25 protein-coding genes and 1 tRNA gene are annotated in these 24319 nt (G+C 65.9%); 15 read left to right on the forward strand and 11 right to left on the reverse strand.

Features of this window, described 5'->3' with window-relative positions:
- The first annotated feature begins 108 nt into the window (after nt 1-108).
- Entirely contained in the window at nt 109-945 is an 837-nt protein-coding gene (locus IP69_RS02825; protein WP_082358853.1) for a cell envelope integrity EipB family protein, read from the forward strand.
- Here the strand turns inward: IP69_RS02825 and IP69_RS02830 are convergent.
- Together IP69_RS02830 and IP69_RS02835 are read right to left on the reverse strand one after the other, a co-directional pair.
- Nucleotides 902-2221, reverse strand: a complete 1320-nt coding sequence (locus tag IP69_RS02830) for a DNA polymerase IV (RefSeq protein WP_248306692.1) — start codon at nt 2219-2221, stop codon at nt 902-904. The genes IP69_RS02825 and IP69_RS02830 overlap by 44 nt on opposite strands.
- A gap of 32 nt (nt 2222-2253) precedes the next feature.
- Nucleotides 2254-2544: a DUF3572 domain-containing protein gene (locus IP69_RS02835; protein WP_054141274.1), complete on the reverse strand. Its 291-nt coding sequence runs from the start codon at nt 2542-2544 to the stop codon at nt 2254-2256.
- Nucleotides 2545-2681: 137 nt separating this feature from the next.
- Between IP69_RS02835 and IP69_RS02840 the strand changes: the two genes are divergently transcribed.
- Both IP69_RS02840 and IP69_RS02845 read left to right on the forward strand, forming a co-directional pair.
- The gene (locus IP69_RS02840) at nt 2682-3053 is read left to right on the forward strand and encodes a response regulator (protein ID WP_054141425.1); all 372 of its coding nucleotides are present in this window, start codon (nt 2682-2684) and stop codon (nt 3051-3053) included.
- Nucleotides 3054-3071: 18 nt separating this feature from the next.
- A complete protein-coding gene (locus IP69_RS02845) occupies nt 3072-4448 on the forward strand; it encodes a PleD family two-component system response regulator (RefSeq protein ID WP_054141275.1) in 1377 nt (458 codons plus the stop codon).
- A 235-nt stretch (nt 4449-4683) separates the two neighbouring features.
- Here IP69_RS02845 and IP69_RS21685 read toward each other — a convergent pair whose 3' ends face one another.
- From IP69_RS21685 to rnr, 6 genes are all read right to left on the reverse strand, one after another.
- Nucleotides 4684-4890: a hypothetical protein gene (locus IP69_RS21685; protein WP_156323257.1), complete on the reverse strand. Its 207-nt coding sequence runs from the start codon at nt 4888-4890 to the stop codon at nt 4684-4686.
- 165 nt (nt 4891-5055) lie between these two features.
- The gene (locus IP69_RS02850; protein ID WP_054141276.1) at nt 5056-5289 is read right to left on the reverse strand and encodes a BrnA antitoxin family protein; all 234 of its coding nucleotides are present in this window, start codon (nt 5287-5289) and stop codon (nt 5056-5058) included.
- A gap of 137 nt (nt 5290-5426) precedes the next feature.
- Nucleotides 5427-5594, reverse strand: a complete 168-nt coding sequence (rpmG, locus tag IP69_RS02855) for a 50S ribosomal protein L33 (protein ID WP_054141277.1) — start codon at nt 5592-5594, stop codon at nt 5427-5429.
- Between the two features lie 153 nt (nt 5595-5747).
- The gene (locus IP69_RS02860) at nt 5748-6482 is read right to left on the reverse strand and encodes an NUDIX hydrolase (RefSeq protein WP_054141278.1); all 735 of its coding nucleotides are present in this window, start codon (nt 6480-6482) and stop codon (nt 5748-5750) included.
- A 36-nt stretch (nt 6483-6518) separates the two neighbouring features.
- Nucleotides 6519-6965, reverse strand: a complete 447-nt coding sequence (locus IP69_RS02865) for a DUF983 domain-containing protein (RefSeq protein WP_054141279.1) — start codon at nt 6963-6965, stop codon at nt 6519-6521.
- A gap of 11 nt (nt 6966-6976) precedes the next feature.
- Nucleotides 6977-9364 (reverse strand): ribonuclease R, encoded by a 2388-nt coding sequence (rnr, locus tag IP69_RS02870; RefSeq protein ID WP_248306676.1) that lies wholly within the window; start codon nt 9362-9364, stop codon nt 6977-6979.
- A 668-nt stretch (nt 9365-10032) separates the two neighbouring features.
- Between rnr and urtA the strand changes: the two genes are divergently transcribed.
- The 5 genes from urtA to urtE all read left to right on the forward strand — a co-directional run bounded on the left by urtA (nt 10033) and on the right by urtE (nt 15957).
- Nucleotides 10033-11292 carry an urea ABC transporter substrate-binding protein gene (gene urtA / locus IP69_RS02875; protein ID WP_054141281.1) on the forward strand — a complete coding sequence of 420 codons (1260 nt, stop codon included), beginning with the start codon at nt 10033-10035 and terminating at the stop codon, nt 11290-11292.
- Between the two features lie 182 nt (nt 11293-11474).
- The gene (gene urtB, locus IP69_RS02880) at nt 11475-13076 is read left to right on the forward strand and encodes an urea ABC transporter permease subunit UrtB (RefSeq protein ID WP_054141282.1); all 1602 of its coding nucleotides are present in this window, start codon (nt 11475-11477) and stop codon (nt 13074-13076) included.
- Nucleotides 13076-14212, forward strand: coding sequence for an urea ABC transporter permease subunit UrtC (urtC, locus tag IP69_RS02885; protein ID WP_248306677.1), 1137 nt, complete (start codon nt 13076-13078; stop codon nt 14210-14212). The genes urtB and urtC overlap by 1 nt, the downstream gene beginning before the upstream one ends.
- Before the next feature lie 5 nt (nt 14213-14217).
- Nucleotides 14218-15069, forward strand: a complete 852-nt coding sequence (urtD, locus tag IP69_RS02890) for an urea ABC transporter ATP-binding protein UrtD (protein WP_082358902.1) — start codon at nt 14218-14220, stop codon at nt 15067-15069.
- A gap of 192 nt (nt 15070-15261) precedes the next feature.
- Nucleotides 15262-15957 (forward strand): urea ABC transporter ATP-binding subunit UrtE, encoded by a 696-nt coding sequence (urtE, locus tag IP69_RS02895; RefSeq protein WP_054141284.1) that lies wholly within the window; start codon nt 15262-15264, stop codon nt 15955-15957.
- Nucleotides 15958-16082: 125 nt separating this feature from the next.
- Here the strand turns inward: urtE and IP69_RS02900 are convergent, their stop codons facing one another.
- A complete protein-coding gene (locus IP69_RS02900; RefSeq protein ID WP_054141285.1) occupies nt 16083-16547 on the reverse strand; it encodes an Lrp/AsnC family transcriptional regulator in 465 nt (154 codons plus the stop codon).
- A 158-nt stretch (nt 16548-16705) separates the two neighbouring features.
- Between IP69_RS02900 and IP69_RS02905 the strand changes: the two genes are divergently transcribed.
- The 4 genes from IP69_RS02905 to IP69_RS02920 all read left to right on the forward strand — a co-directional run bounded on the left by IP69_RS02905 (nt 16706) and on the right by IP69_RS02920 (nt 19747).
- Nucleotides 16706-17716, forward strand: coding sequence for a 1-aminocyclopropane-1-carboxylate deaminase (locus IP69_RS02905; protein WP_054141286.1), 1011 nt, complete (start codon nt 16706-16708; stop codon nt 17714-17716).
- A complete protein-coding gene (locus IP69_RS02910; protein WP_054141287.1) occupies nt 17716-18027 on the forward strand; it encodes a hypothetical protein in 312 nt (103 codons plus the stop codon). Before IP69_RS02905 ends, IP69_RS02910 begins: the two co-directional genes overlap by 1 nt.
- 127 nt (nt 18028-18154) lie before the next feature.
- Nucleotides 18155-19213 (forward strand): phosphogluconate dehydrogenase (NAD(+)-dependent, decarboxylating), encoded by a 1059-nt coding sequence (gene gnd / locus IP69_RS02915; protein ID WP_082358856.1) that lies wholly within the window; start codon nt 18155-18157, stop codon nt 19211-19213.
- A gap of 3 nt (nt 19214-19216) precedes the next feature.
- Nucleotides 19217-19747 carry a gluconokinase gene (locus IP69_RS02920; RefSeq protein WP_248306678.1) on the forward strand — a complete coding sequence of 177 codons (531 nt, stop codon included), beginning with the start codon at nt 19217-19219 and terminating at the stop codon, nt 19745-19747.
- Nucleotides 19748-19761: 14 nt separating this feature from the next.
- Here IP69_RS02920 and IP69_RS02925 read toward each other — a convergent pair whose 3' ends face one another.
- Together IP69_RS02925 and IP69_RS02930 are read right to left on the reverse strand one after the other, a co-directional pair.
- A complete protein-coding gene (locus IP69_RS02925; protein WP_054141289.1) occupies nt 19762-20157 on the reverse strand; it encodes a DoxX family protein in 396 nt (131 codons plus the stop codon).
- Nucleotides 20157-21587, reverse strand: a complete 1431-nt coding sequence (locus IP69_RS02930; protein WP_054141427.1) for a multicopper oxidase family protein — start codon at nt 21585-21587, stop codon at nt 20157-20159. Before IP69_RS02930 ends, IP69_RS02925 begins: the two co-directional genes overlap by 1 nt.
- Nucleotides 21588-21777: 190 nt before the next feature.
- Here IP69_RS02930 and IP69_RS02935 point away from each other — a divergent pair.
- From IP69_RS02935 to IP69_RS02945, 3 genes are all read left to right on the forward strand, one after another.
- Nucleotides 21778-21862: transfer RNA gene (locus IP69_RS02935), tRNA-Leu, on the forward strand.
- 142 nt (nt 21863-22004) lie between these two features.
- Nucleotides 22005-23444 (forward strand): trigger factor, encoded by a 1440-nt coding sequence (tig, locus tag IP69_RS02940; protein WP_054141290.1) that lies wholly within the window; start codon nt 22005-22007, stop codon nt 23442-23444.
- Between the two features lie 164 nt (nt 23445-23608).
- On the forward strand, nt 23609-24229 hold the full coding sequence (locus IP69_RS02945; protein WP_054141428.1) for an ATP-dependent Clp protease proteolytic subunit: 621 nt from the start codon (nt 23609-23611) through the stop codon (nt 24227-24229).
- The last annotated feature ends 90 nt before the right edge of the window (nt 24230-24319 follow it).

The raw sequence follows: 24319 nt of genomic DNA on the forward strand, positions 1-24319 counted from the left end.
CAGCCAGGCGCGACGTTAAGGCGCCGATCCGCTCCGCCGCCGCCTTGTTTGCGCCATCGCGGCATTGCACCTAGATTCGGTGCAGTACCAACGAAAGCGGCGTGCCCCATGACGACGAACGCTCCAGGCCTTGCGGGATTGCTCGCCGTTGCGGCGCTGTGGAACGGAACGGCGCTCGCGCAGCCGCAAGCGGCCGATCGCGTCGTCCTGGTCCCGCACCGGGCGGTCTATGATCTCGTTCTCGACGCGGGCAAGGCCACCAAAAACATTGAATCGGCGCGCGGCCGCATCGCCTTCGATTTCACCGGCGACGCCTGCGAGGGCTACGCCTTGTCGTTTCGCCAGGTGACGCAGTTGCAGAGCGGCGAAAGCGGGCCGCGCGTCATCGACGCCCGCACCACGAGCTTCGAGGCCGGTGACGGCGCCAGCTACCGCTTCAAGACCGAAAGCTCCGCTGCCGGTGCGCCGACCGAGACGGTGGATGGCATCGCCAGCAAGGCCGGCGAGGGTTTCGAGGTCAAGCTGACCATCCCCAAACCCGAGACGCATCGCGAGGCCGCAGCGGCATTGTTCCCCAATGCACAGATGAAGGCGGTGATCCAGGCTGCGCGCGCCGGCCAGAGCACGCTCAATGTCCGCCTCTATGACGGCGCCAATGGCGGCAAGGACGTCTATGAGACGCTGTCCGTCATCGGCCGGAAGATCGAGGCCAAGCCCGCCGAGGCGCCGCTGCAGCGGCCCGAATTCGAAAGCCTCGCGCGTTGGCCGGTCACGATGTCGTATTTCAAGGTCGGCTCGGGCGAGACGACGCCGAGCTACACGATTGCGTTCGAGCTCTACGAGAACGGCGTGACCGGCGCGGTGCGGCTCGACTATGGCAGTTTCGCCCTGCGCGGCACGCTTACGCGTCTGGATCTTCTGCCTCAGGCGGATTGCGCGAAGTAGCCGCGCCCTCCGAGCGCCGCGGCAGGCGCAGGCTCAGGCCCTTGCCGATCGCCGCGTCCCCGAAGCGTGCGCGCAATGAATCGAGCGCGCCCTCCATCGCCTTCAGGCGCGGCGTCGCCACATCGGCGAGGTCGCCATGGTCGGCATCCTCGGGCGGGGCGAGATCGCTGGCGCCGATGCCGATCAGGCGATAACGCGCGCCCGTGCATTCACGCCGCAAGAGCTCGCGCCCAGCGGCAAACAGCCGCGCCGCGAGCTGTGTCGGCTCGGGCAGGCGGCTGGCGCGCGTGATCGAATGGAAATCCGCCGTCTTCAGTTTCAACGTGATGGTACGCCCCGCAAGCTCCTGATGTTTGAGGCGTTTGGAGGTCTTTTCGCAGAGCCGCCAGAGCACCGGCTCGAGCTCCTCGAAGCGCGCCAGATCGACATCGAGCGTGGTCTCGCTGGAGACGCTCTTGGTCTCGCGGTCCGGCGTCACACGACGCGGATCGATGCCGTTGGCAAGGTTCTTCAGGCGCGGCCCGTCCCTGCCGGCGAGCCGGAAGAGGTTTTCTACAGGCGCCTCGCGCAGATCGCCGATCAGCCGGAAGCCGGCCGCGGCCAGTTTCGCCGCACTGGCCTGCCCGATGCCGGGAATGAGCCCGACTGGCTTGGCGGCGAGGAACGCGACGGCTTCTGCCCGCCCGATCACCGAAAACCCCCGCGGCTTGTCCATGTCGGAGGCCACCTTGGCCAGGAATTTCGCATAGGAGAGGCCGATCGAGACGCTGATGCCGATCTCCGTCTCGATGCGCCGGGCGAAGCGCGCCAGCGTGATCGCCGGGCTGGCATGGTGCAGCAGCTGCGTGCCCGAAAGGTCCAGAAAGGCCTCGTCGATCGAAATCGGCTCGACCAGCGGCGTGAGCTCCTGCATGAGCAGGCGCACCTGGCGGCCGACAGCGACATATTTTGCCATGTCAGGCTTGACCACGACCGCCTCCGGGCAGGCCTTGAGCGCCTTGAACATCGGCATGGCCGAGCGCACGCCATAGGTGCGGGCGATGTAGCATGCGGTCGAAACCACGCCGCGCCTGCCGCCGCCGATGATCACCGGCTTGTCCAGCAGGGACGGATCGTCGCGTTTCTCGATGGCGGCATAAAAAGCGTCGCAATCGATATGCGCGAGGCTCAAGGCATCGCGCTCAGGGTGGCGCAGCAGCCGCGGCGAGCCGCAGGCCGGGCAGCGCCGCGGCTCGGTCACATCGCCATCATGATCGTTTAGGCAGTCGCGGCACAAAACGCGCCGCACCGCCCCTGACAGGCGCTCGGTCAAGGCGCCTCGCCGGAGGGCGGTCCGCCAAGCCGGTCGCGGGCCAGCGCAACCGCTTCCGGACTCACCCCCAGATTTCCGGCAAACTCGAGCAGGAGCGAATCGCTGCCGCCGATATGGTCGAGAACGGCGGCGAGGAAACCCGGCTCGCTGGCAGCCGCCCGCAACGTGGCAGGCCCAAGCCCTGTCGTCGCCAGGAACGGTTCGAGCCGTTCCGGCTCGGCCGCCAGGAAGCCCAGGGCGCGCAAGGCCAGCGTCTCAGCATCCTGTTGGGTCGGCAGTCGGGCCATCGCGTCAAATGCTCCGTGTGTTGTGTCGGGTTTGCGTTTCGTCAACGGCTGTCATGCTAGAACATCTGTCAACGAGGCTGCCAGCTTGAACAACCCGGGGGCTCTCCGCGCAGTTCGTGGCGCAAATGAAGGGCGGCATCATGAAGACGGTTCTGATCGTCGAAGACAATGAGCTCAACATGAAGCTCTTCAACGACCTGCTCGAGGCGCATGGTTACGCCACGCTGAAGACGGCTGACGGCATCGAGGCGATCGAACTCGCCCGCACGCATCACCCCGACCTGATCCTCATGGACATCCAGCTGCCCGAAGTTTCGGGGCTCGAGGTCACGAAGTGGATCAAGGAGGATGACGACCTGAAATCGATTCCCGTCATCGCGGTCACCGCCTTTGCGATGAAGGGCGACGAGGAGCGCATCCGTGAGGGGGGCTGCGAGGCTTATCTCTCGAAACCGATCTCGGTTGCGAAATTTCTGGAGACCGTCCGTGCCTATGCCGGCGCGGCCTGAACGCCCGAAAGCAAACCCATGTCAGCGCGCGTCCTCGTCGTCGACGACATCATCAGCAACGTCAAGCTGCTGGAAGCGAAGCTTTCGGCGGAGTATTTTGATGTCGTGACCGCCCTCAACGGGCTGGATGCACTGGCGATCTGCGAACGCGGCGAGACCGACATCGTTCTGCTCGACGTGATGATGCCTGGCATGAACGGCTTCGAGGTCTGCCGCCGCCTGAAAAGCGAGGCGACGACCGCGCATATTCCCGTGGTGATGGTGACGGCGCTCGACCAGCCGGCCGACCGGCTCAAGGGGCTGGATGCGGGCGCCGACGATTTCCTGACCAAGCCTCTCGACGACACCGCCCTGTTTGCCCGGGTGCGCAGCCTGGTGCGGCTCAAGTCGATGACCGACGAGCTGCGCAACCGCGCGCTGGCCTCACGCCGCCTCGGTATTGCCGACCCGCTTGCAGCCGCAGCCTCCGAGACCGGCCTCAACGGGCGCATTCTTCTGGTTGAGGACAGGCCCCGCGTCAGCGAGCGGCTGGAGAGCGCGCTGTCGGCTTTCCATATCGTCGAGATCGAGGCCGATCCGCAGCAGGCGCTGCTGCGCGCCGTCGAGGGGGATTTCGACAGCGTCGTCGTCAGCCTGGATCTGGCGAATTACGATGGCCTGCGTCTGTGCAGCCAACTTCGCTCGCTGGAGCGCACACGAAATGTCTCAGTCCTGATGATGGGCGAGGCCGAGGATCGCACCCGCATCCTGCGTGGCCTCGAAATCGGCGCTCACGATTTCCTGATCCGGCCGATCGATCGCAATGAGCTCGTTGCCCGCGTCCGCACCCAAGTCCGGCGCAAGCGCTTCACCGAAAAACTGCGCGACAGCGTGCAGTCCTCGATGGAGATGGCGGTGATGGACCAGCTCACCGGGCTCCACAACCGGCGCTACATGGACAGCCGGATGGCCACGATGTTCGACGAATCGGCGCTGCGCGCGCGCTCGCTGGCGCTGCTGGTGCTCGATATCGACCATTTCAAATCGGTCAATGACAGCTGGGGTCACGATGCCGGCGACGAGGTGCTGCGCGAATTCGCCGACCGCGTTCGCGCCTGCACGCGCGGCATCGACCTTGTCGCGCGGATGGGCGGCGAGGAAATCGTCGTGGTCCTCCCTGACACGGCACTCGACGCCGCCTACGCGGTCGCCGAGCGCATCCGCGAGCGCGTCGAGGCCGCCCCTTTCGGCATCCAGGGCAACACCCGTACCATTCCCGTGACGGTCTCGATCGGCGTGTCCAGCCGCCGCGCGGGCGATGGCTCGTCGGCCGAGATCATGAAGCGCGCCGACGATGCGCTCTACCGGGCCAAGGCGAACGGCCGCAACCGGGTCATCGCCGCCAGCGCGGCCTGAACTGGTTATGCGGTAAGGTTAAGCGTCGATGAACAATGGTGAATCGACTGTATTCGATTGATTCGCCGCAGGCCTGCTGCAAGGGTTTTCCAGACGCAGCGGCCTCCGCTGCCTCGTGATGCCCCTCGGGTGCTCAGGTCCGCCGCATCTCCTGGGAAACCGGGGGGCTCGGCCGGCCGGCTGCGGACAATCTGGCCTCCTCAGACCTGCTGCCGGCCGGCCACCTTCACATCGCTCAGAAGTACTGCGAGAGCAGGGCCGGCACGCCGTAGCCTATGACGGCGAAGGCTGCCAGCAAGCCGACTAGCGCGAGTGCCGCGCCGATACGGGTGCGCAGCAGGCGCGCGGAATCGATCCCCACCAGCATCTTCAGCACGCGGCGGCCGGGTCCATGGGTCGATCGGCGCGGTTCCGCTTCCGGTTCAGGATCAATGCTGGTCACGCTCAGGCTCCGACTGAAGAGGATCGGTCGTGGATCCGACGACTGGCTCAGATGGCCACGGCATGGGCAGGATGCAATCTCCGCACCGATAACGTCGCCAGGTGTGACAAATCAGCCGCGTGAAACAGGTGGCGCTCCGGAGGAATACCTCGCTGCGGGCGGCCCCTAAAGACCGGCAGCGCGACGCAGTGCGATGTTGATCCGATCCTGCCAGCCTGGGCCGTCGTCCTGAAAATGAGCGAGCACGTCGCTGTCGAGGCGCAGCGAGACGAGTTCGCGAGCCCCGGGCACGGCGGGGGGCTTGATGGCAGGTGGGGCGACCTTCGTCGCGGCGGCGCTGAACAGCGCTTCGGCCTTGTCGCGGGCGCTGACGGGGCGGCGGGTGCGGTCGATGCTCATGGCGTGGCGACGGTCCTGAGAAGGGAAGGGCAGCTGAGCGCAGCGCCGGTCCAGATGCGAAAAAACCGCCCTGAAGGGGCGGTTTTGAATCGTTGGGCCAGGTCGTCAGGCAGTGCGCCTCACTTGATCTTGGCGCCTCACTTGATCTTGGTTTCCTTGAACTCGACGTGCTTGCGCGCGACGGGGTCGTACTTCTTCATCGACATCTTCTCGGTCATAGTACGCGAGTTCTTCTTCGTCACGTAGAAGTAGCCGGTGTCGGCGGTCGAAAGCAGCTTGATCTTGATGGTCACGGCCTTGGCCATGGGGATATCCTCGAACCATGCGGGGCTGGTGAGGCCCACGGGAAATGATAAAGGCCGGGCGAGCCCGGCAAACCGTCGGCGGTCGGAATGCCGGAAAGGCCGGTCGAAGTCAAGGCGCAATGCCGAGGCCGTGCGGTTTTGGCAAGGCCGGCGTCAGAGTTCCTCGCGCACGAAGCGCCCGTTCTTTTCCCAGAAATAGGGCACCGGCAGATAGGGCGCGAAGCCCCCGGCGATGCGCGCCTCAACCTCCTGGATGATCACCTTGGTAATCGTCGGCAGATCGAGTTGCCTGGCCTCGTCGAAATCGACCCAGACCAGATCGACCAGTTCCGAATCGGGCCCCACGACATTCTCGACCTGCCTGGCGCTGGCGGCAGCGTCCACTGTGAAGAAACGCGTGTCGAAGCGCTTGGGCCGGCGCGGCGGCGTCACCGCGCGGGCGACGAAGGAAACGGCCGAAAGATCAGGGAAGATGCCATGCCCGGCGAAGTCGCTCCAGCTGCCCGCGGGCGGCTTGTCCGGAGCGCCATACTCGGCCGTGCCGAACAGCAGGCCGGTCTCCTCGAAGGTCTCGCGAATCGCCGCCAGGGCAAGCGCGCGCGCTTTCGAAGCCGTCGGGCGCAGCGTGCGCGCGCAGAGCCGGTCCTCGCATATCTGCGCGAGCGCGCCGGTCGCGGCCATGTGCCGGTCGCCCGGATCGACCCGGCCGCCGGGAAAGACATATTTGCCGGGCATGAATTTATGGCTCGGGTGGCGCTTGCCCATCAGGATGCGCGGCTTCGCGGCCCTGCGGTCGAGGATCATCATCGTCGCGGCATCCTTGGGACGGATGTTGGTCGCTACGCGAATCCGCTCGGCCTGGGTCAGGGTGACGGCGTGGTCGCTCATGCGAGTTTGCTCATGGCAGGGTGCTGATGCCGTCGTTCACGCCTGACCAGCCGCGGAGGGCAGGGGTTGCCGCTCGGGCAGGTCCGGCATGCCGCCGAAGCCGTGCATGCGCATCGCCCATTGCAGCCCGATGACGCCGCCCTTGACCGGCTGCATCAGCAGCAGCGACAGGATCACCGTCAGCGCCGGCCAGATCGCCATATGCAGGCCCATCGACCAGTCGGCGTATTTCTCGGCCATCAGCAAACCGCCGACGACGACATGGCCGACGATGGTGATGACGACATAGGGCGGCAGATCGTCGGCGCGCTGATGGTGCATCGCCTCACCGCAGGCGGCGCAGGTATCCACCGGCTTCAGGAAGCCCTTGAACAGGCGGCCCTCGCCGCAACGCGGACAGCGCCCGCGCAGGCCGCGGGTGATCGCCTGGCTCACGCTGCGCGGCGCAGGGTGATCGACCGATGTGTGAAACTCGATACCCATAACGCCTCTCGTCAACGCCTCTTGCCGGGTTTGGACTTGCCGGGTTTGGATTTGCCCGATCCGCCCGGCTTGGCCCTGCCGGGTCGGGACGGGCCGGGCTTCCCGGCGCCGCTTCGGAACGGGCTTCCAACCGAGGCACCGGCCTTGCCCCGTCCCGCAGATGGGCCTCGCCCTGTCCGGCCGCCAGAGCGCTCCGATGTCACAGCCCGGCCTTCGGAGAGCAATTCGAAGCGAAGGGCTCCCGCGACGGGCGCCGCCTCGACAAGCTTGACATGGACGCGGTCGCCGAGCCGGAAGCTCTCGCCGGTGCGCTCGCCGATCAGGGCATGGATGGCCTCGTCATAGCGGTAATAATCCGCGCCCAGCGTCGAGGCGGGGATGAAGCCGTCGGCGCCCGTGCCATCGAGCTTGATGAAGAGCCCGGCGCGGTGGACCCCGCCGATGCGCCCGTCGAAGGACGAGCCGATCTGGTCGGCGAGGAAATGCGCAATCAGCCGATCGACGGTTTCCCGCTCGGCCGCCATGGCGCGGCGCTCGGCCGCCGAGATCCGCGTCGACACCTCGCGCAGCGCGTCGAGCGTCGTGCCTCTGGGCAAGCCGTCATCGCCGAATTTCTGCGACGCGATCAGGGCGCGATGGACGATGAGGTCGGCATAGCGCCGGATTGGCGAGGTGAAATGCGCGTAGCGGCGGAGATTCAGGCCGAAATGCCCGTAATTCTCGGCGACATATTCGGCCTGCGCCTGGCTGCGCAACACCACCTCGTTGATGAAGGTCTCATTCTCGGAGCCCTTGATCATGCCCAGGATGCGGTTGAACAGCACCGGCCGCAGCGCGCCCTCCTTCGGCAGCTTGATGCCGATCGAGGCCAAAACCTCGCCCAGCGCCCGCATCTTCTCGACCGAGGGCTCGTCATGGCAGCGATAGATCAGAAGGCTGCCGGCCTTCTCCAGCGTCTCGGCCGCCGCGACATTGGCGAGGATCATGAACTCCTCGATCAGCTTATGCGCCGCCAGCCGCTCCGGCACGATGACGCGGTCGACCGAGCCGTCGGCTTTGAGGATCAGCTTGCGCTCGGGGAGATCGAGATCGAGCGGCTGGCGCCCGTCGCGACCGCGCGCGGCGATGCCATAGGCCGCCCAGAGCGGCATCAGGATCGTCTCGCGAATGGCGGCCGCCTTTTCGTCGCCAAGGCCATCGATGGCGGCTTGGGCCTGCTGGTAGGACAGCTTCGCCGCCGAGCGCATCAGGATGCGGTGGAAGGAATGGCTCTTCTTCGAGCCGTCCGCCTTGAGCACGAGCCGGACGGCGAGCGCCGGCCGATCCTCGCCCTCGCGCAGCGAGCACAGATCGTTCGAGATGCGCTCCGGCAGCATCGGCACGACGCGGTCGGGGAAATAGACCGAGTTGCCGCGCTCCAGCGCTTCCTTGTCCAGTGATGAGCCCGGCCGGACATACGCCGCGACATCGGCGATCGCCACCGTGACGACATAGCCGCCCGGGTTCTCCGGATCCTCGTCGGGCGCGGCATGGACCGCGTCGTCATGGTCCTTGGCGTCGGCCGGGTCTATGGTGATCAGCGGCAGGTCGCGCCAATCCTCGCGTCCTGCCGTTCCGGCTTCGCGCACGGCCTCCGCCTCGGCAAGCGTCGCGGGCTGGAAGATATTGGGGATGCCATGGGCATGAATCGCGATCAGGCTGACGGCGCGCTCCGACTTGATCGAGCCCAGCCGCTCCTTGACCTGCGCTTCGGGCGGGCCGAAGCGGCTCTCGCTGCGTAAGCTGACCGAGACCAGGTCGCCATCCTCGGCGTCGCCGGTCTGTCCTTTCGGAATCAGCGCCTCGCGGCCTTGCGACTTCTTGTCGATCGGGATCAGCCGCCCCGAACCATCGGGCAAAGCGCGGAAGATGCCGAGCACTTGCGCCTTGCCCTTGCCCATCACCTTCAGCACGCGGCCGGAATAGGGATAGCCCTCGACGCCTTTCAGGCGCGTCAGCTTGAGCAGGACATGGTCGCCCATGCCGGGTGCCGGGGCGGCATGGCGTTTGGCCCGGAACTCGCGCTGCCGCTCGATCAGGATCCTGGGCGGAGCGCCCTGATCCGCCTCGTTCCATTCCAGCGGCGCGGCGTAGGGGTCGCCGTCGCGATCCTTGCCCTTGATCTCGCAGAGCAGGACGGGGGGCAGGGCCCCGCGCGGATGCACCGGCCGCTCGACGCCGTCGCCGCCGGTCTCGCCCTCTTCCTCGAGTTCCTTGAGGAGGCGCTTCAGCCAGATCTTGCCGCCGCCCGACAGGCCGAAGGCCCTGGCGATGTCGGACCGGCCGACCGCGCGACCGGCCTCGCGCTCGGACTCGATGAAGGCGAGGATCGCCTCGCGGCTGGGCTCAGGTGCGACCAACGGGGCGGTTCTCGCGAAGGCTTGGATTCATCATCATGCCCTGATGTGGCATGCGCGCCGCCGCGACGCCAGAACCACGGCGCAACTGCGTCCCTGCAACGGAAGAAGGGCCGCCCTTTCGGGCAGCCCTTCCATTGCCGTACCGCAGCCCCGGTAACCGGGCCTGAAGGTCAAAAGCTCACGCGTAACAAGAACCCCACATGGAAAGAGCCCAGGTCCGCCCGCTTTGAACCAGCGGTTGATGACAATGAGACACTGGATCACCTCCTTTCAGTTGTTACCGACGCAGACAGGCTAGGGCGATTCTCAGGCCGGCGTAAATGTCAAAAAACGCGCTGCCGGAACGGTGGAAATCGGCGGCGTTTGCGAGGAAATCACGCGGCGCGAAGCTGTCTGCCTGATTTGCCGGCAACGGACGTGATTACTAATTAAGCAAAAAACCCAGCGCCGCATGATCTTTGCGTGGCAGGGAGCTTCGGCGGCAGGAAATATCGCCAAACTCCGTCATGCGGCAGAGACTTGTGGTTCCGTAACGTCCGGTTGTGCCGTTGGCACGTCGCTTGCGAGCAGGCTGCCTCGGGCCGGGGAGGCCCGCCGCAGCCTGCTCAAGGGCGCGGCAAACCAGGAATGGTTCGGGGGATATGTCCGTGAACACCACACGTCGCGTTATGTTGGGCGCCGCTCTCGCGGGCGCCACTGTTCTGGGTTCCTGGCTGCCGGCGGCGGCGCAGGAGACCATCAAGGTCGGCATCCTTCACTCGCTTTCGGGCACGATGGCGATCTCCGAGACGACGTTGAAGGACGTCATGCTCATGCTCATCGAGGAGCAGAACAAGAAGGGCGGCGTGCTGGGCAAGAAGCTCGAGGCCGTCGTCGTCGATCCTGCCTCGAACTGGCCGCTCTTCGCCGAGAAGGCCCGCGAGCTCATCACCAAGGACAAGGTCTCGGCCGTGTTCGGCTGCTGGACCTCGGTGTCGCGCAAATCCGTGCTGCCGGTCTTCAAGGAGCTGAACTCGATCCTGTTCTATCCCGTCCAGTACGAGGGCGAGGAGAGCGAGCGCAACGTCTTCTACACCGGCGCCGCCCCCAACCAGCAGGCGATTCCGGCGGTCGACTATCTCGCCAAGGAAGAGAAGGTCCAGCGCTGGGTGCTGGCCGGCACCGACTATGTCTATCCGCGCACGACCAACAAGATCCTCGAGGCCTATCTGCTCGCCAAGGGCGTGGCCAAGGAGGACATCATGATCAACTACACGCCGTTCGGTCATTCCGACTGGCAGACGATCGTCTCCGACATCAAGAAATTCGGCACCGCCGGCAAGAAGACCGCCGTGGTCTCGACCATCAACGGCGACGCCAACGTGCCGTTCTACAAGGAACTCGGCAACCAGGGCGTCAAGGCGACCGACATCCCGGTCGTGGCCTTCTCGGTCGGCGAGGAAGAGCTCGCCGGCATCGACACCAAGCCGCTCGTCGGCCATCTCGCCGCGTGGAACTACTTCCAGTCGGTCAAGACGCCCGAGAACGAGGCCTTCATCAAGCAGTGGAAGGCCTACAAGAAGAACGACAAGGCCGTCACCAACGATCCGATGGAGGCCCATGTCATCGGCTTCGCCATGTGGGTGAAGGCGGTCGAGAAGGCCAAGAGCTTCGATCCCGACAAGGTCATCGATGCGCTGCCCGGTATCGAGGCCCCCAACCTGACTGGCGGCATCTCCAAGATGCTTCCCAACCACCACATCACCAAGCCGGTTCTGATCGGCGAGATCAAGGCGGATGGCCAGTTCGACGTCGTTTCCAAGACCGATCTCGTGCCGGGCGACGCCTGGTCCAAGCATCTCGACGGGTCGAAGGACCTGATCGGCGACTGGGTCGAGAAGAAGTGCGGCAACTTCAACGTCAAGTCCGGCAAGTGCGGCGGCGCGTGAGCGCAGCCGGCTGAGGTCAAGAGGGGGAGGGGCGACACGGGCTCGATAAGGCCCGGCCGTCCCTCGACATCAAGCGACGCTCCCGGCTGAGGCCGGGAGCGCTCGGTACCGCAACGCGACACCGACACGAAGTGCCGCCGCCCGGCCGGCCCGCCGACCCAAGCAACACCGAAAACGAGCCCATGCGGATCCTGTCCAGCCTATTGCGCGCCCTTGCGCTTGCGACGCTGCTTGCGCTTCAGCCGGGCGCAGCCGCCGCGCAGGGTGGCGACGATGCCTTCGCCCGGTTCGGCGCCGATAGCTTTTCCGACACCAACCGCGCCATCGAGATCCTGATCACCAGCGCCCATCCGCAGGCCGCCCCGATCATCGAGGCCCTGGCCGAGGGCCGTCTCCTGGCCGGTGGCGGGCCCGTCGTCATCCGCACCACGGATGGCCGCTTCATCGACGCCAGGACGGGCGCGGCTTTGGCATCCGCGCCGCCCGGGCTCGCCCCCGTCCGCCTCAACAACAGCGTGCGTCGTGGCATCCAGGCGGCGCTGGGCGGGCTGGGCCTGCTCGATCCCGACACGGCCAGGCGCATCCTAGCGGCCGAAGCCGTTTTCAAATCCCGCGATGCCGCGCTGCTCCCGGTACTGGAGGGTGCCCTCGCCAAGGAAACCGACGCGCGGGCCAAGGCAGCGCTGCGCCAGGCCCAGGCCGCGATCCTCGTCGCCAAGGCCGATGCACCGCCCTTCGACCGCATCGCCGCCATCGACGTGCTGCGCGAACGCGGCGACCAGGATGCGCTGGCGACGCTGCGTTCGCTGCCCGCCGAGTCGTCGGCCTCGCTGAAGGAGGCGCAGGCGCGCGCGGTCTCGGACATCGAAGGCAAGCTCGCTTTGTGGCGGGCCGGGCAGAACCTCTGGTACGGCCTTTCGCTCGGCTCCGTGCTGCTGCTGGCGGCGATCGGGTTGGCGATCACCTTCGGCGTGATGGGCGTGATCAACATGGCCCATGGCGAGATGGTGATGATCGGCGCCTACACCACCTTCATCGTGCAGGAGGTCATCCGCACCAGCGCGCCGGGCTTGTTCGACTATTCGCTGCTGATCGCCGTGCCGCTCGCCTTCATCGTGGCAGGGCTGGTCGGCATCGCCATCGAACGCGGCGTCATCCGCTTCCTATACGGCCGCCCGCTGGAGACGCTGCTCGCGACCTGGGGCATCAGCCTGATCCTGCAGCAGGCGGTCCGCACCGCATTTGGGCCGACCAACCGCGAGGTCGGCGCGCCGAACTTCATGTCGGGTGCCTTCGAGATCGGCCAGCTCGCCATCACCTGGAACCGGCTCTGGATCATCGTCTTCGCGATCCTCGTTTTTGCCGCCCTGCTGGCAATCCTGAAGCTGACGCCGATCGGCCTGCAGATGCGCGCCGTCACCCAGAACCGGCGCATGGCCTCGGCCATGGGCATCCGCACCGGCCGCGTCGACGCCCTGACCTTCGGGCTCGGCTCGGGCGTGGCGGGGCTGGCCGGCGTCGCGCTCTCGCAGATCGACAATGTCAGCCCCAATCTCGGCCAGAGCTACATCATCGACAGCTTCATGGTCGTGGTCTTCGGCGGGGTCGGCAATCTCTGGGGCACGCTGGTTGCCGCCATGACGCTGGGTGTCGCCAACAAGCTGCTCGAACCCTATGCCGGGGCGGTGCTGGGCAAGATCGCGCTGCTCGTCTTCATCATCCTGTTCATCCAGAAACGCCCGCGCGGCCTGTTCGCGCTCAAGGGCAGGGCGGTGGAAGCATGATGTCGCGCTTCTTCCTGCAGAACATGGACAAGGGCGGCTCCATCTTCCTCGCCATCATCGCCGGCCTCGCCATCCTGATCCCGGCGCTCAACCTGCTGGTGCCGGCGGGCTCGGCGTTCCACATCCCCACCTCGACCATGTCGCTCTGGGGCAAATATCTCTGCTACGCCCTGCTCGCGATCTCGCTCGATCTCGTCTGGGGCTATTGCGGCATTCTGAGCCTTGGACATGGCGCCTTCTTCGCGCTCGGCGGCTATGCCATGGGCATGTATCTGATGCGCCAGATCGGCTCGCGCGGCACCTATGGCAACCCGATCCTGCCGGACTTCATGGTCTTCCTGAACTGGCAGGAACTGCCCTGGTACTGGTACGGCTTCTCGTCCTTTCCCTTCGCGATGCTGATGGTGCTGGCGGTGCCCGGCCTGCTCGCCTTCGTCTTCGGCTGGTTCGCCTTCCGCAGCAGAGTCACCGGCGTCTATCTCTCGATCATTACCCAGGCGCTGACCTACGCCCTGCTGCTCGCCTTCTTCCGCAACGACATGGGCTTCGGCGGCAACAACGGCCTGACCGATTTCAAGGACATCCTCGGCTTCAACGTCCAGGCGCAAGCGACTCGCGCGGCTCTGTTTTCCATGACCTGCGTCATGCTGATCGCCGGCTTCCTGATCGCGCGCGGCATCGTCGTCTCAAAGCTCGGCAAGGTCGTGATCGCGATCCGCGACGCCGAATCGCGCACGCGCTTCCTCGGTTACCGGGTCGACCGCTTCAAGCTCTTCGTCTTCACCGTCTCGGCCTGCATGGCCGGCGTCGCGGGCGCGCTCTACGTGCCGCAGGTCGGCATCATCAACCCCAGCGAATTCGCCCCCGCCAATTCGATCGAGACCGTGATCTGGGTCGCGGTCGGCGGGCGCGGCACGCTGGTCGGGGCGGCGCTGGGCGGCGTCGTCGTCAACTACGCCAAGACGGTGTTCACCTCGGGGTTCATGGCGCCCTACTGGCTGTTTGCGCTCGGCGCGCTCTTCGTCTTCGTCACGATCTTCATGCCCAAGGGCATCCTCGGCACGGCGCAGCAACTCTGGGAGAAGCGCCGCAAGCCGGCGCCGGCCGCCACCCCCGAACCGGCCCCGGCGGAGTGAATGTCATGACCGCTGCCAATCCCGGCGCCAAAGATCACGCCAAAGGCGTGATCGATTCAAACATTCGAGAGCATGGCCTTGGCGAAAAACCGGCGTCCACTTTTTCGCGCCATGCTCTCACCTCCTCGCTGCTCTATCTCGATGGCGTCAGCGTCTCCTTCGACGGCTTCAAGGCCATCCGCGGCCTGTCGCTGACAATCGAGCCCGGCGAGATGCGCGCCATCATCGGCCCCAACGGCGCCGGCAAGACGACGATGATGGACATCATCACCGGCAAGACCAAACCCGATGTCGGCACGGTGATGTTTGGGGGATCGATCGATCTCACCAAGCTCGACGAGGCGGCGATCGCCAATCTCGGCATCGGCCGCAAGTTCCAGAAGCCCACCGTGTTCGACTTCCACACCATCGAGGACAACATCCTGCTGGCGCTGAAGGCGCCGCGTTCTGTCGCCCGGACGCTGTTCTGGAAGACGGCGGCCGCGCAGGCCAAGCGCATCGACGACATTCTCGGCATCATCAAACTCGGCGATGCCCGCGACCGTCTCGCCGGCTCGCTCTCGCATGGCCAGAAGCAATGGCTCGAGATCGGCATGCTGCTGGCGCAGGACCCCAAGCTCCTGCTCGTCGACGAACCCGCCGCCGGCATGACCGATGGCGAAACGGCCGAGACGGCCGTCCTGCTCAAGGAGATCGCCAGGGATCATTCGGTCATCGTGGTGGAGCATGACATGGGATTCATCCGCGAACTCGGCGTGAAGGTCACGGTGCTGCACGAGGGCTCGGTGCTGGCCGAGGGCCCGCTCGACCAGGTCAGCGCCAATGAGCGCGTCGTCGAAGTGTATCTGGGACGGTGAGATGACTGTTCATTCGTCTCGTACGATCCGGCCTTCCACCTGCGCCGTCATCCCGGACGCAGCGAAGCGGAGCTCCGGGATCCATCATGGAGCGCCGTCGCTGCTCTATGATGGATCCCGGATCTGCGCCGCTGCGCGGCTTGTCCGGGATGACGCGGTGTGTCCGTGCGACGCCACTGATGGATCGCCCTCATGCTGACCGTCGACGCCATCGACCTCCATTACGGCGCCGCTCAGGCGCTGCGCCGCGTTTCGATCACGGCGCAGGCCGGCAAGGTCACCTGCGTGATGGGCCGCAACGGCGTCGGCAAGACCACGCTGATGCGCGCCATCGTCGGCCAGCAGGCGATCAGCGCAGGCTCGATCTCCTTCGGCGGGCAGGACATCTCGACGCTGCGAACAGAGGACCGGGCGCGGGCCGGCATCGGTTTCGTGCCGCAAGGCCGCGAGGTTTTTCCGCTGCTCAGCGTGAAGGAAAACCTCGAGACCGGCTTCGCCCCGCTGCCGCGCCGGGAGCGCTACGTCCCCGACGAACTTTTCGACCTTTTCCCCGTGCTGAAATCCATGCTGGGTCGGCGCGGCGGAGACCTCTCGGGTGGTCAGCAGCAGCAACTCGCCATTGCGCGAGCGCTGGTCACCCGGCCCAAATTGCTGGTGCTGGATGAGCCGACGGAGGGCATCCAGCCCTCGATCATCAAGGATATCGGCCGCGCGATCGACTATCTGCGCTCCAGAGGCGACATGGCGATCGTGCTGGTCGAGCAGTATTTCGACTTCGCCCGCGACCTCGCCGACACGATGTTCGTGATGGACCGCGGCGAGGTCGTGCTGTCTGGCCCGATGAAGGACCTCGACGCCAATCAGGTGCAGCGGCTGATTCAGGTGTGAAATGCGTTGTCGTCATGGTCGGGCTTGACCCGACCATCTCGGGCCGGATGACGTTGCGATCCGCTCCATCTCGTCCCGAGATTCTCGGGTCTGCGCTTCGCTGCGCCCGAGAATGACGCCTGCGGTCAAAACGCCAGCGGCGCGTTATCGACGACCTCCTTCATCACGAAGAAGGTTCGCGTCTGCCGCACGCCCGGCAGCGCGATCAGCTTGTCGGCGTGGAGCTTGTTGAAGTCCGCCATGTCGCGGACGCGGATCTTGAGGATGTAGTCGAAATCGCCGGCGACGATGTGGCAGTCGAGGATCGCCGGCATGTCCCGGATGGCGGCCTCGAAATCGCCGAAGCTTTCGGGCGTGGAGCGGTCGAGCACCACGCCGACGAAGGCAAGTGTTCCCATCTCGACATGGGTCGGCGAGATCTGTGCGCGCACGGAGGTGACGTAGCCCTCGCTGAACAGGCGCTGGATCCGGCGGTGGCAGGTGGCGGCGCTGGTGTTGACCCGTTTGGCGATCTCGGCATTGCCGAGGCGCCCATCCGACTGCAGCAGGCGCAGGATTTTGAGGTCGGTCCGGTCGAGTTTCGCGGCCATGAAAGAACCTTTCAGTTTGGCCCGATTTTACGGACGATCAGCGAGATGAAAAGCCTCATCATCGATTTATATGAGTATGAGCTGGCCTCATTTCGAAAGGACGTTCCAGGCTCATTTTGTTAGGTTTTGCCATCGAAAACGATGGAGAACCGGTCGCCATGCTGAGCAAATTCGAGCGCTATCCGCTGACCTTCGGCCCGACGCCGATCGAGAAGCTGCCGCGTCTGTCCGCCCATCTCGGCGGCCAGGTCGAGCTCTTCGCCAAGCGCGAGGATTGCAATTCCGGCCTCGCCTTCGGCGGCAACAAGCTGAGGAAGCTCGAATACATCGTGCCCGACGCGATCGCGTCCGGCGCCGACACGCTGGTCTCGATCGGCGGCGTGCAGTCCAACCACACCCGCATGGTTGCCGCGACGGCCGCCAAGATCGGCATGAAGTGCCGGCTCGTGCAGGAGAGCTGGGTGCCCCATGAGGACGCCGTCTATGACCGCGTCGGCAACATCCTGCTCTCGCGCGTCATGGGCGCCGATGTGCAACTCGTCGACGAAGGCTTCGACATCGGTATCCGTGCGAGCTGGGAGAATGCGCTGGCCGATGTGAAGGCCAAGGGCGGCAAGCCCTATCCGATTCCCGCCGGTGCGTCGGTCCACAAGTTCGGCGGCCTGGGCTATGTCGGCTTCGCCGAGGAGGTGAGGGCGCAGGAGGCGCAGCTTGGCTTCCAGTTCGACTACATCGTGGTCTGCACGGTCACCGGCTCGACCCATGCCGGCATGGTCGTCGGCTTCGCGAAGGACGGCCGCCAGCGCAACGTCATCGGCATCGACGCCTCCTTCACTCCCGCCCAAACCAAGGCGCAGGTGCTCGACATCGCGCAGAAGACCTCGGCCCTGATCGGAGGCAAGGACATCGTCGCAGACGACATCGTCCTGAACGAAGACTACGCGTACCCTGTCTACGGCGTCCCTTCCAAGGAAACCATCGAGGCGATCCGCCTCTCGGCGCGGCTGGAGGGCATGATGACCGACCCCGTCTATGAGGGGAAATCCATGCAGGGCATGATCGACCTGGTGAAGAAGGGCTTATTCCCGGCCGGCTCGAAGGTGCTCTACGCCCATCTCGGCGGCGTCCCGGCGATCAACGGCTACAGCTACACCTTCCGCAACGGCTGATGGCGATGGAGGTCGTCGTCCTGGTGGAGTTCGAGGCGGGCAGGGCGCCCGAGCGTGCCGCCCTGCTGGAGCGGGTTGGCGCGCTGGCGCTGGCCGGGCAAGCGAGGCTGAGCTTCGTGGCAACGGAGGCGGGTGGCCCGGGCGAACCCGATCGTGACGTCGTCGCGATCGGCCTGACGAAGGCTGCGGCGGCCACGGACCTGCTTGAGCGCTGGCGGAACGAGGGCGTTCTGTCGGAGGCGACCCGTACCCGCATCCTGCGTGTCCAGCCGATCTGGTCGATGGAGCCGCTCGCCCTGATGTTCCCCTGAAACTGAGGATCGCGGAGGCATCGCATGGCGCTCCCGCATCTCCCGGCTTGTCGTTGCTGTGGAGAGAATGCAAGAACCCCTCAAAGGCTTGGCGGCATGTTCCGCCGGCGAAGCGGGAGTTCGCGCGATGCAGCTTGGAGTGATCGGCCTCGGCCGGATGGGTGGCAACATCGTGCGCCGGCTGATGCGCGCCGGGCATGATTGCGTGGTCTATGACCGCGATCCGAAACCGGGCGTCGCACTCGCGGCGGATGGAGCGGTCGTCGCCTCCGACCTCAAGGACATGGTCGCCAAGCTCCAGGCGCCGCGCGCGATCTGGGTCATGCTGCCTGCCGGCAAGATCACTGAGGCGACGCTTGTCGAGCTCGGCGGCGTGCTGTCGCCTGGCGACACGCTGATCGACGGCGGCAACGCCTTCTGGAAGGACGATGTCCGGCGGGGGCGAGAGTTCGCGGCCAAGGGGCTGCACTACATGGATGTCGGCACCTCGGGCGGCGTGCATGGGCTTGATCGCGGCTATTGCCTGATGATCGGCGGCGCCAAGGAGGCGTTCGACCGTATCGAGCCGATCTTCGCGACGCTCGCTCCTGGCAAGGGCGAGATCGAGGCGACGAAGCACCGCGAGGGGCGCAACCCAACCAGCGAGCAGGGCTATCTCCATTGCGGCCCGGTCGGCTCCGGCCATTTCGTCAAGATGGTCCATAACGGCATCGAATACGGCATGATGCAGGCCTTCGCCGAGGGCTTCGACATTTTGCGCAACGCCTCCGCCAAGGAAGGCCTGCCGCCCGAATACGGTTTCGAGTTCGACACCGCCGAGATCGCCGAGGTCTGGCGTCGCGGCTCGGTCGTGACCTCCTGGCTGCTCGATCTGACCGCCGAGGCTCTGGCCGCCGATGACGATCTCGCCGCCTATTCCGGCACCGTTTCCGATTCGGGAGAAGGCCGCTGGACGGTCGATGCCGCCGTCGAGACCGCGACCCCGGCCGAGGTCCTGACCTCGGCGCTGTTTGCCCGCTTCCGCTCGCGCGTCGATCACACCTTCGGCGAGAAGGTGTTGTCGGCCATGCGCGCCGGCTTCGGTGGCCATGTCGAGCCCAAGCCGGGAACGCTGCTTCCGACCGGGCCGGTCGCGGTCGGCGCCGAGCCTGTCCTCGTGACGACCTCTGCCGACAAGCAGGGCTGAGCCGTGGCCATTGCGAGAAGCGCGCGGCCTAAGCCGGCCGTCATCGTCGTCATGGGCGTCGCCAGCTCCGGCAAGACCTCGCTCGGCGAGCGGCTGGCCGGGCAACTCGGCTGGCCCTTCCGCGACGCCGATTCCTTCCACCCGCCCCAAAACGTCGCCAAGATGGCCGGCGGCACGCCACTGAATGACGACGACCGCAAGCCATGGCTCGCGGCCATCGCCGCCTGGATCGACGATCTGCGTGGGTCCGGCCGCAACGGCATTGTCACCTGTTCGGCGCTGAAGCGTGCCTATCGAAGCGTCATCATCGGCGACAGGCCAGACGTCGCACTGGTCTATCTCAAGGGCTCGCGCGCGCTGATCGGCGAGCGCATGGCCTCACGCCAGCATCATTTCATGCCGACCGCGCTGCTCGACAGCCAGTTCGCGACGCTGGAGGAACCGGGCGAGGATGAAAGCCCGCTCGTCGTCTCCGTCGAATCCTCGAAAGAGGCGATCGTGGCCGATGTGATGGCGCGGCTGGGGCTGGATTGAGTCGCGTTAAACAGTCACCGTCGGCGCCACGGCCAGTCGGTGACGCCACCGACATAGAGCGCCCACCAGATCACAACAGGTTGCGCGGCCAGCCTCGGGCCATGATACCACCAGCTCGACGGAAGCGCTGTCAGAACAACCCCTTCGAAGGCGTGCTTGATGTTGGCCGGGAAGACGGCGAACGCATAGAGCGCAAGCCCGATACCGGCGGCCTTGCGCAAGCGGGGAATCAGCAGCCCGATCGCGCCGGCAATCTCGGCGATGCCCGTCAGCAGGATGATCTCGCGCGGCGCCGGCACCCAGCCCGGCACGATCGGCAGGAAACTCTCGGGGCGGATAAGATGGAGCATCCCGGCGGCGAGATAGAACGCCGCCATCAGCCAGCGCATGCCGCGCCGCAGGGTCGGCATCAGGTCACTTCGAACCAGGTCCACAGGCCGCGGTCGAAGCGCTCCAGCACCGTCGAGGAAATCAGCCAGCGCCCGGGATTGGCGGCGATGAAGGCGATGTGCAGCCGCTTGCCGTCGGGGATCTGCACCGTGTCGAGGAAATAGGGCTCCCAGCCATCGTCGAGCGGGTGCAGCAGCCGGAAGCAATGGCCATGGACATGCAGCGGCTGGAAGAAGGCAGTGCGGTTGTCGATCGCGAGCACGATCGGCGTCCCGCGCTTGACGCTGAACAGCGGCTTGCCAGCCGCATCGCCAACGCCCCCATTGATCCGCCACGGGCGGGCGGCGTCGATGCCGGTCAGGTCGAGCTTGAAATCGGGCGATACCTTTGCGCCACCCTCGATCACGATCTGCGGACGCTGCGCATCCTGCAGCCGCACCGCTGCCGGCAAGGTCGGGTTGGGTTTAAGCGCCATCGGCGCGGTCGATGCCGGTTTAGCGGTGCTTTCCGCGACGAGTCGCACCAGGGGAACGCCCGCGCCCACGAGTGCCGTGACGATGGCCGTCGCGCCGGCCTCGCCGGGCATGTCGACCAGGAGATCGTAACGTGTGCCAGGCGCGAAAGGCAGCTGCGCCCGCACGGGCTCGAAGGATTCGGTCGGCTGCCCGTCGACTGCGACGACGACCGCTTTGATCCCGTCAAAGCGCAGCCGCATAATCCGGGCACTGCAAGCATTGGCGAGGCGCAGGCGAATGCGCGCACCCGGCGCGACCGAGACGCGCTGCGGCGGCGAGCCGCCATTGACCGTGATCCAGCTGCCAAGCCGTCCGGCCGCGGCGCCGTCCGGACTGGTTGCGGCAAAGGGCACGAGCGCATTGTCGTCGGCCAGAAGCCAGTCGGTGACGAGCACGGGCAAGTCGAGATCGACCGCCGGCGGGTCCGGTTCCTCGACGACCAGAAGCCCGCTCAAGCCCCGGCCAGCCGGTTCGGATGCGCCGCCGATGACGAGCGGCCGATAGAGAATCGTCCCGGAATCGGGCGGTGTCAGCACATATGTGAAACTTTCGCCGGGTGCGATCGGCGCCTGGCTGAAGCCACCGACCCCGTCCATCGCGGCCTCGCCGCGCAGACCTTGCCAGTGCAGGCTCAGGGGGCTTGGCGTCTTGTTGGAGACCGTCAGGCGCAAGGTCTCGCCCAGCTTGATCCGCAAGGCCGGCCCGGGAGTTTTGCCATCGAATGCCCAGATTTCGGTCTCCAGCGCCGGCGCGGGACGCAGCCTCGCCTTGGCCGGCCCGGCGGTGAGCGTCCGTCCGGGCGCGGGCACGGCAGCCGCAGGTGCGCCTTGCTGCGCGATGGCGCTGTCGGCAAGAGGAGGAAGGCTTGCGACGCACAGGCCGGCCAGGGCAGCACGGCGCGTCAGCGGGGCGGGGCGTGTGGATCGCTCGGTCATGATGATGGGCATAAAGGCGTCGGCGTTCGAAGGCGAGAGGGTGGTCTTGCGCGATACTGTCAGCGGCGCGGCCCGGCGTGTTTTGCAGAACCGTCATTTTTTTGCTGCATGGCCCGCCTGAAGTGCGTATAGCACCGACGCCCCATGATGGCCGCGCTGCGTGTATGCGTGTGCTGGCGCCATCGGGCCGGCGGGCGTGGCGGAATTGGTAGACGCACTGGTTTTAGGTACCAGCGGCGAAAGTCGTGGGGGTTCGAGTCCCTCCGCCCGCACCACCAAGTGTGCGATCGCATCGGGCTTTACGGCAATGATGCGTGAATCGTCCGCTGCCGGGTTAGGAATTTCGCGAGCGCGGCGGCGGTCTCCCGGCGTCGCGCTTTGGACATTGAAATACGAGCTGTTGACGGATCGAAAAAGATGAACGTGACCGAAACCCTCTCGCAGGGCCTCAAGCGCGAATTTCAGGTGGTGCTGAACGCCGCCGACCTCAAGACGCGGCTCGATGACGGCCTCCAGGGCCTGCAGGGCAAGGCCAAGATCAACGGCTTCCGCCCCGGCAAGGTGCCGGTCGGCCATCTGCGCCGGCTTTATGGCCGCTCGGTCATGGCCGATGTGCTGCAGAATGCGGTCAACGAGGCCAACCAGAAGATCGTCGCCGATAACGGCCTGAAGCTCGCCTTCGAGCCGCAGATCAAGTTCCCCGAGAACAAGGACGAGATCGAGGCCGCGATGGAGGCCAAGGGCGATCTCGCCTTCACCGTCGCGCTCGAGGTCCTGCCCAAGATCGAACTCGCCGATCTGTCCGACGTCGCCCTGGTCAAGCCGGTCGCCGAGGTGCCCGACGCCGATGTCGATTCGTCGCTCGAGCGCATGGCCGCCTCGAATCGCACCTTCGCCGACAAGGGCGAGGGCGCCGTCGCCGCCAGCGGCGACCGTCTGATGATCTCCTTCGTCGGCACGCTCGAGGGCAAGCCCTTCGACGGTGGCACGGGCGAGGGCATTCCGCTCGATCTCGGCGCCGGCCAGTTCATCCCCGGCTTCGAGGAGCAGCTCGAAGGCGCCAAGGCCGGCGAGACCCGCACCGTCAAGGTCACTTTCCCGGAGAACTACACCGCCGAGCAGCTGGCCGGTAAGCCTGCCGAGTTCGAGGTCACGGTCACCGAGGTTCAGGCTCCCGAGCCCGTCAAGATCGACGACGAACTGGCCAAGGCCTTCGGGCTGGAGTCGCTGGATGCGCTCAAGGGCGCGATCCGCGAGCAGATCGGCCGCGATTTCGGCCAGCAGTCGCGCCGCAAGCTCAAGAAGAGCCTGCTCGACGCGCTCGACGGCAAATACACCTTCGAACTGCCGCCGACCCTGGTCGAGCAGGAATTCGCCAGCGTCTGGAGCCAGGTCGAGGCGGATATGAAGGACGCGAAGAAGTCCTTCGAGGACGAAGGCACGACCGAGGACGCCGCCAAGGCCGACTACCGCAAGATCGCCGAACGCCGCGTGCGCCTGGGCCTCGTGCTGGCCGAGATCGGCGAGCAGGCCAAGGTCCAGATCTCTGATGACGAAGTGACGCAGGCTCTGGTCGAGCGCGCCCGCCAGTTCCCCGGCCAGGAAAAGCAGGTCTGGGAGTTCTACCGCAAGAATCCGCAGGCGCTGGCCGAAATCCGCGCCCCCATCTTCGAGGAGAAGGTCGTCGACCATCTGCTCGGTCAGGTGAAGGTCGAGGACCAGTCGGTCTCCCGCGAGGCGCTCTATGCCGACGAGGACGCCGATGGCGCGACCGAGGCGAAGCCGGCCAAGGCTGCCAAGAAGGCGAAGAAGGCCGAGAAGATCGACGAGGCGAGCACCGACGACGCGTCGGCCTGAGGGCCCGGAAACCTTAAATCAAACAATTGCGCCGCTCGGCCCCGTGCCGGGCGGCGCTTCTCTTTTCAGCCGCCTTTGGCGTGCTTATGTGGGTGTCTCCTCAAGACAGCCGCGATTCGATCCAACGCCGAATGCCGGCTCCTCCACCCAAGGACATCTCCATGCTGCGCGATCCGATCGAGACCTACAACAATCTCGTCCCGATGGTGGTCGAGCAGTCGAGCCGCGGCGAGCGCGCCTTCGACATCTATTCGCGCCTGCTGCGCGAGCGCATCATCTTCCTGACCGGACCGGTGGAGGATTATTCCGCCTCGCTGATCGTGGCGCAGCTGCTCTTTCTCGAGGCCGAGAACCCCAAGAAGGAAATCTCCTTCTACATCAACTCGCCCGGCGGCGTGGTGACCTCGGGCCTGTCGATCTACGACACGATGCAGTTCATCCGCTGCCCGGTCACGACCTTGTGCATTGGCCAGGCCGCTTCGATGGGCTCGCTTCTGCTGACCGCTGGCGCCAAGGACATGCGCTTTGCCCTGCCCAACGCTCGTATCATGGTCCACCAGCCTTCTGGCGGCTTCCAGGGCCAGGTGACGGATATCCTGATCCACGCCCGCGAGGTCGAGAGCCTGAAGCGCCGCCTCAATGAGATCTACGTCAAGCATACCGGCCGGACCTATGCCGATATCGAGGCTGCTCTCGAGCGCGACAACTTCATGACCGCCGAGCAGGCGCGCGAGTTCGGCTTGATCGACAAGGTCATCGACAAGCGCCCCGAGGAACTCGCCTGATCCAGCTTGGCCGCGATGCGCGGCCTGTGGGTTGGCGTAGCCGCGGCCAATGCACATATTGCAAAGCGGACCGGCCCCGTGTTTGCATGG

Source organism: Allobosea sp. AAP35 (assembly GCF_001295925.1).
In the GTDB taxonomy this organism is placed as follows: Bacteria; Pseudomonadota; Alphaproteobacteria; order Rhizobiales; family Beijerinckiaceae; genus Allobosea.

Coding starts and splice junctions, on each gene's coding strand:
- IP69_RS02825 (WP_082358853.1), top strand. CDS start 109: ATGACGACGAACGCTCCAGGCCTTGCGGGATTGCTCGCCGTTGCGGCG.
- IP69_RS02835 (WP_054141274.1), bottom strand. CDS start 2,544: ATGGCCCGACTGCCGACCCAACAGGATGCTGAGACGCTGGCCTTGCGC.
- IP69_RS02845 (WP_054141275.1), top strand. CDS start 3,072: ATGTCAGCGCGCGTCCTCGTCGTCGACGACATCATCAGCAACGTCAAG.
- IP69_RS02850 (WP_054141276.1), bottom strand. CDS start 5,289: ATGAGCATCGACCGCACCCGCCGCCCCGTCAGCGCCCGCGACAAGGCC.
- rpmG (WP_054141277.1), bottom strand. CDS start 5,594: ATGGCCAAGGCCGTGACCATCAAGATCAAGCTGCTTTCGACCGCCGAC.
- IP69_RS02860 (WP_054141278.1), bottom strand. CDS start 6,482: ATGAGCGACCACGCCGTCACCCTGACCCAGGCCGAGCGGATTCGCGTA.
- IP69_RS02865 (WP_054141279.1), bottom strand. CDS start 6,965: ATGGGTATCGAGTTTCACACATCGGTCGATCACCCTGCGCCGCGCAGC.
- urtA (WP_054141281.1), top strand. CDS start 10,033: ATGTTGGGCGCCGCTCTCGCGGGCGCCACTGTTCTGGGTTCCTGGCTG.
- urtB (WP_054141282.1), top strand. CDS start 11,475: ATGCGGATCCTGTCCAGCCTATTGCGCGCCCTTGCGCTTGCGACGCTG.
- urtC (WP_248306677.1), top strand. CDS start 13,076: ATGTCGCGCTTCTTCCTGCAGAACATGGACAAGGGCGGCTCCATCTTC.
- urtD (WP_082358902.1), top strand. CDS start 14,218: ATGACCGCTGCCAATCCCGGCGCCAAAGATCACGCCAAAGGCGTGATC.
- urtE (WP_054141284.1), top strand. CDS start 15,262: ATGCTGACCGTCGACGCCATCGACCTCCATTACGGCGCCGCTCAGGCG.
- IP69_RS02900 (WP_054141285.1), bottom strand. CDS start 16,547: ATGGCCGCGAAACTCGACCGGACCGACCTCAAAATCCTGCGCCTGCTG.
- IP69_RS02905 (WP_054141286.1), top strand. CDS start 16,706: ATGCTGAGCAAATTCGAGCGCTATCCGCTGACCTTCGGCCCGACGCCG.
- IP69_RS02910 (WP_054141287.1), top strand. CDS start 17,716: ATGGCGATGGAGGTCGTCGTCCTGGTGGAGTTCGAGGCGGGCAGGGCG.
- gnd (WP_082358856.1), top strand. CDS start 18,155: ATGCAGCTTGGAGTGATCGGCCTCGGCCGGATGGGTGGCAACATCGTG.
- IP69_RS02925 (WP_054141289.1), bottom strand. CDS start 20,157: ATGCCGACCCTGCGGCGCGGCATGCGCTGGCTGATGGCGGCGTTCTAT.
- IP69_RS02930 (WP_054141427.1), bottom strand. CDS start 21,587: ATGACCGAGCGATCCACACGCCCCGCCCCGCTGACGCGCCGTGCTGCC.
- tig (WP_054141290.1), top strand. CDS start 22,005: ATGAACGTGACCGAAACCCTCTCGCAGGGCCTCAAGCGCGAATTTCAG.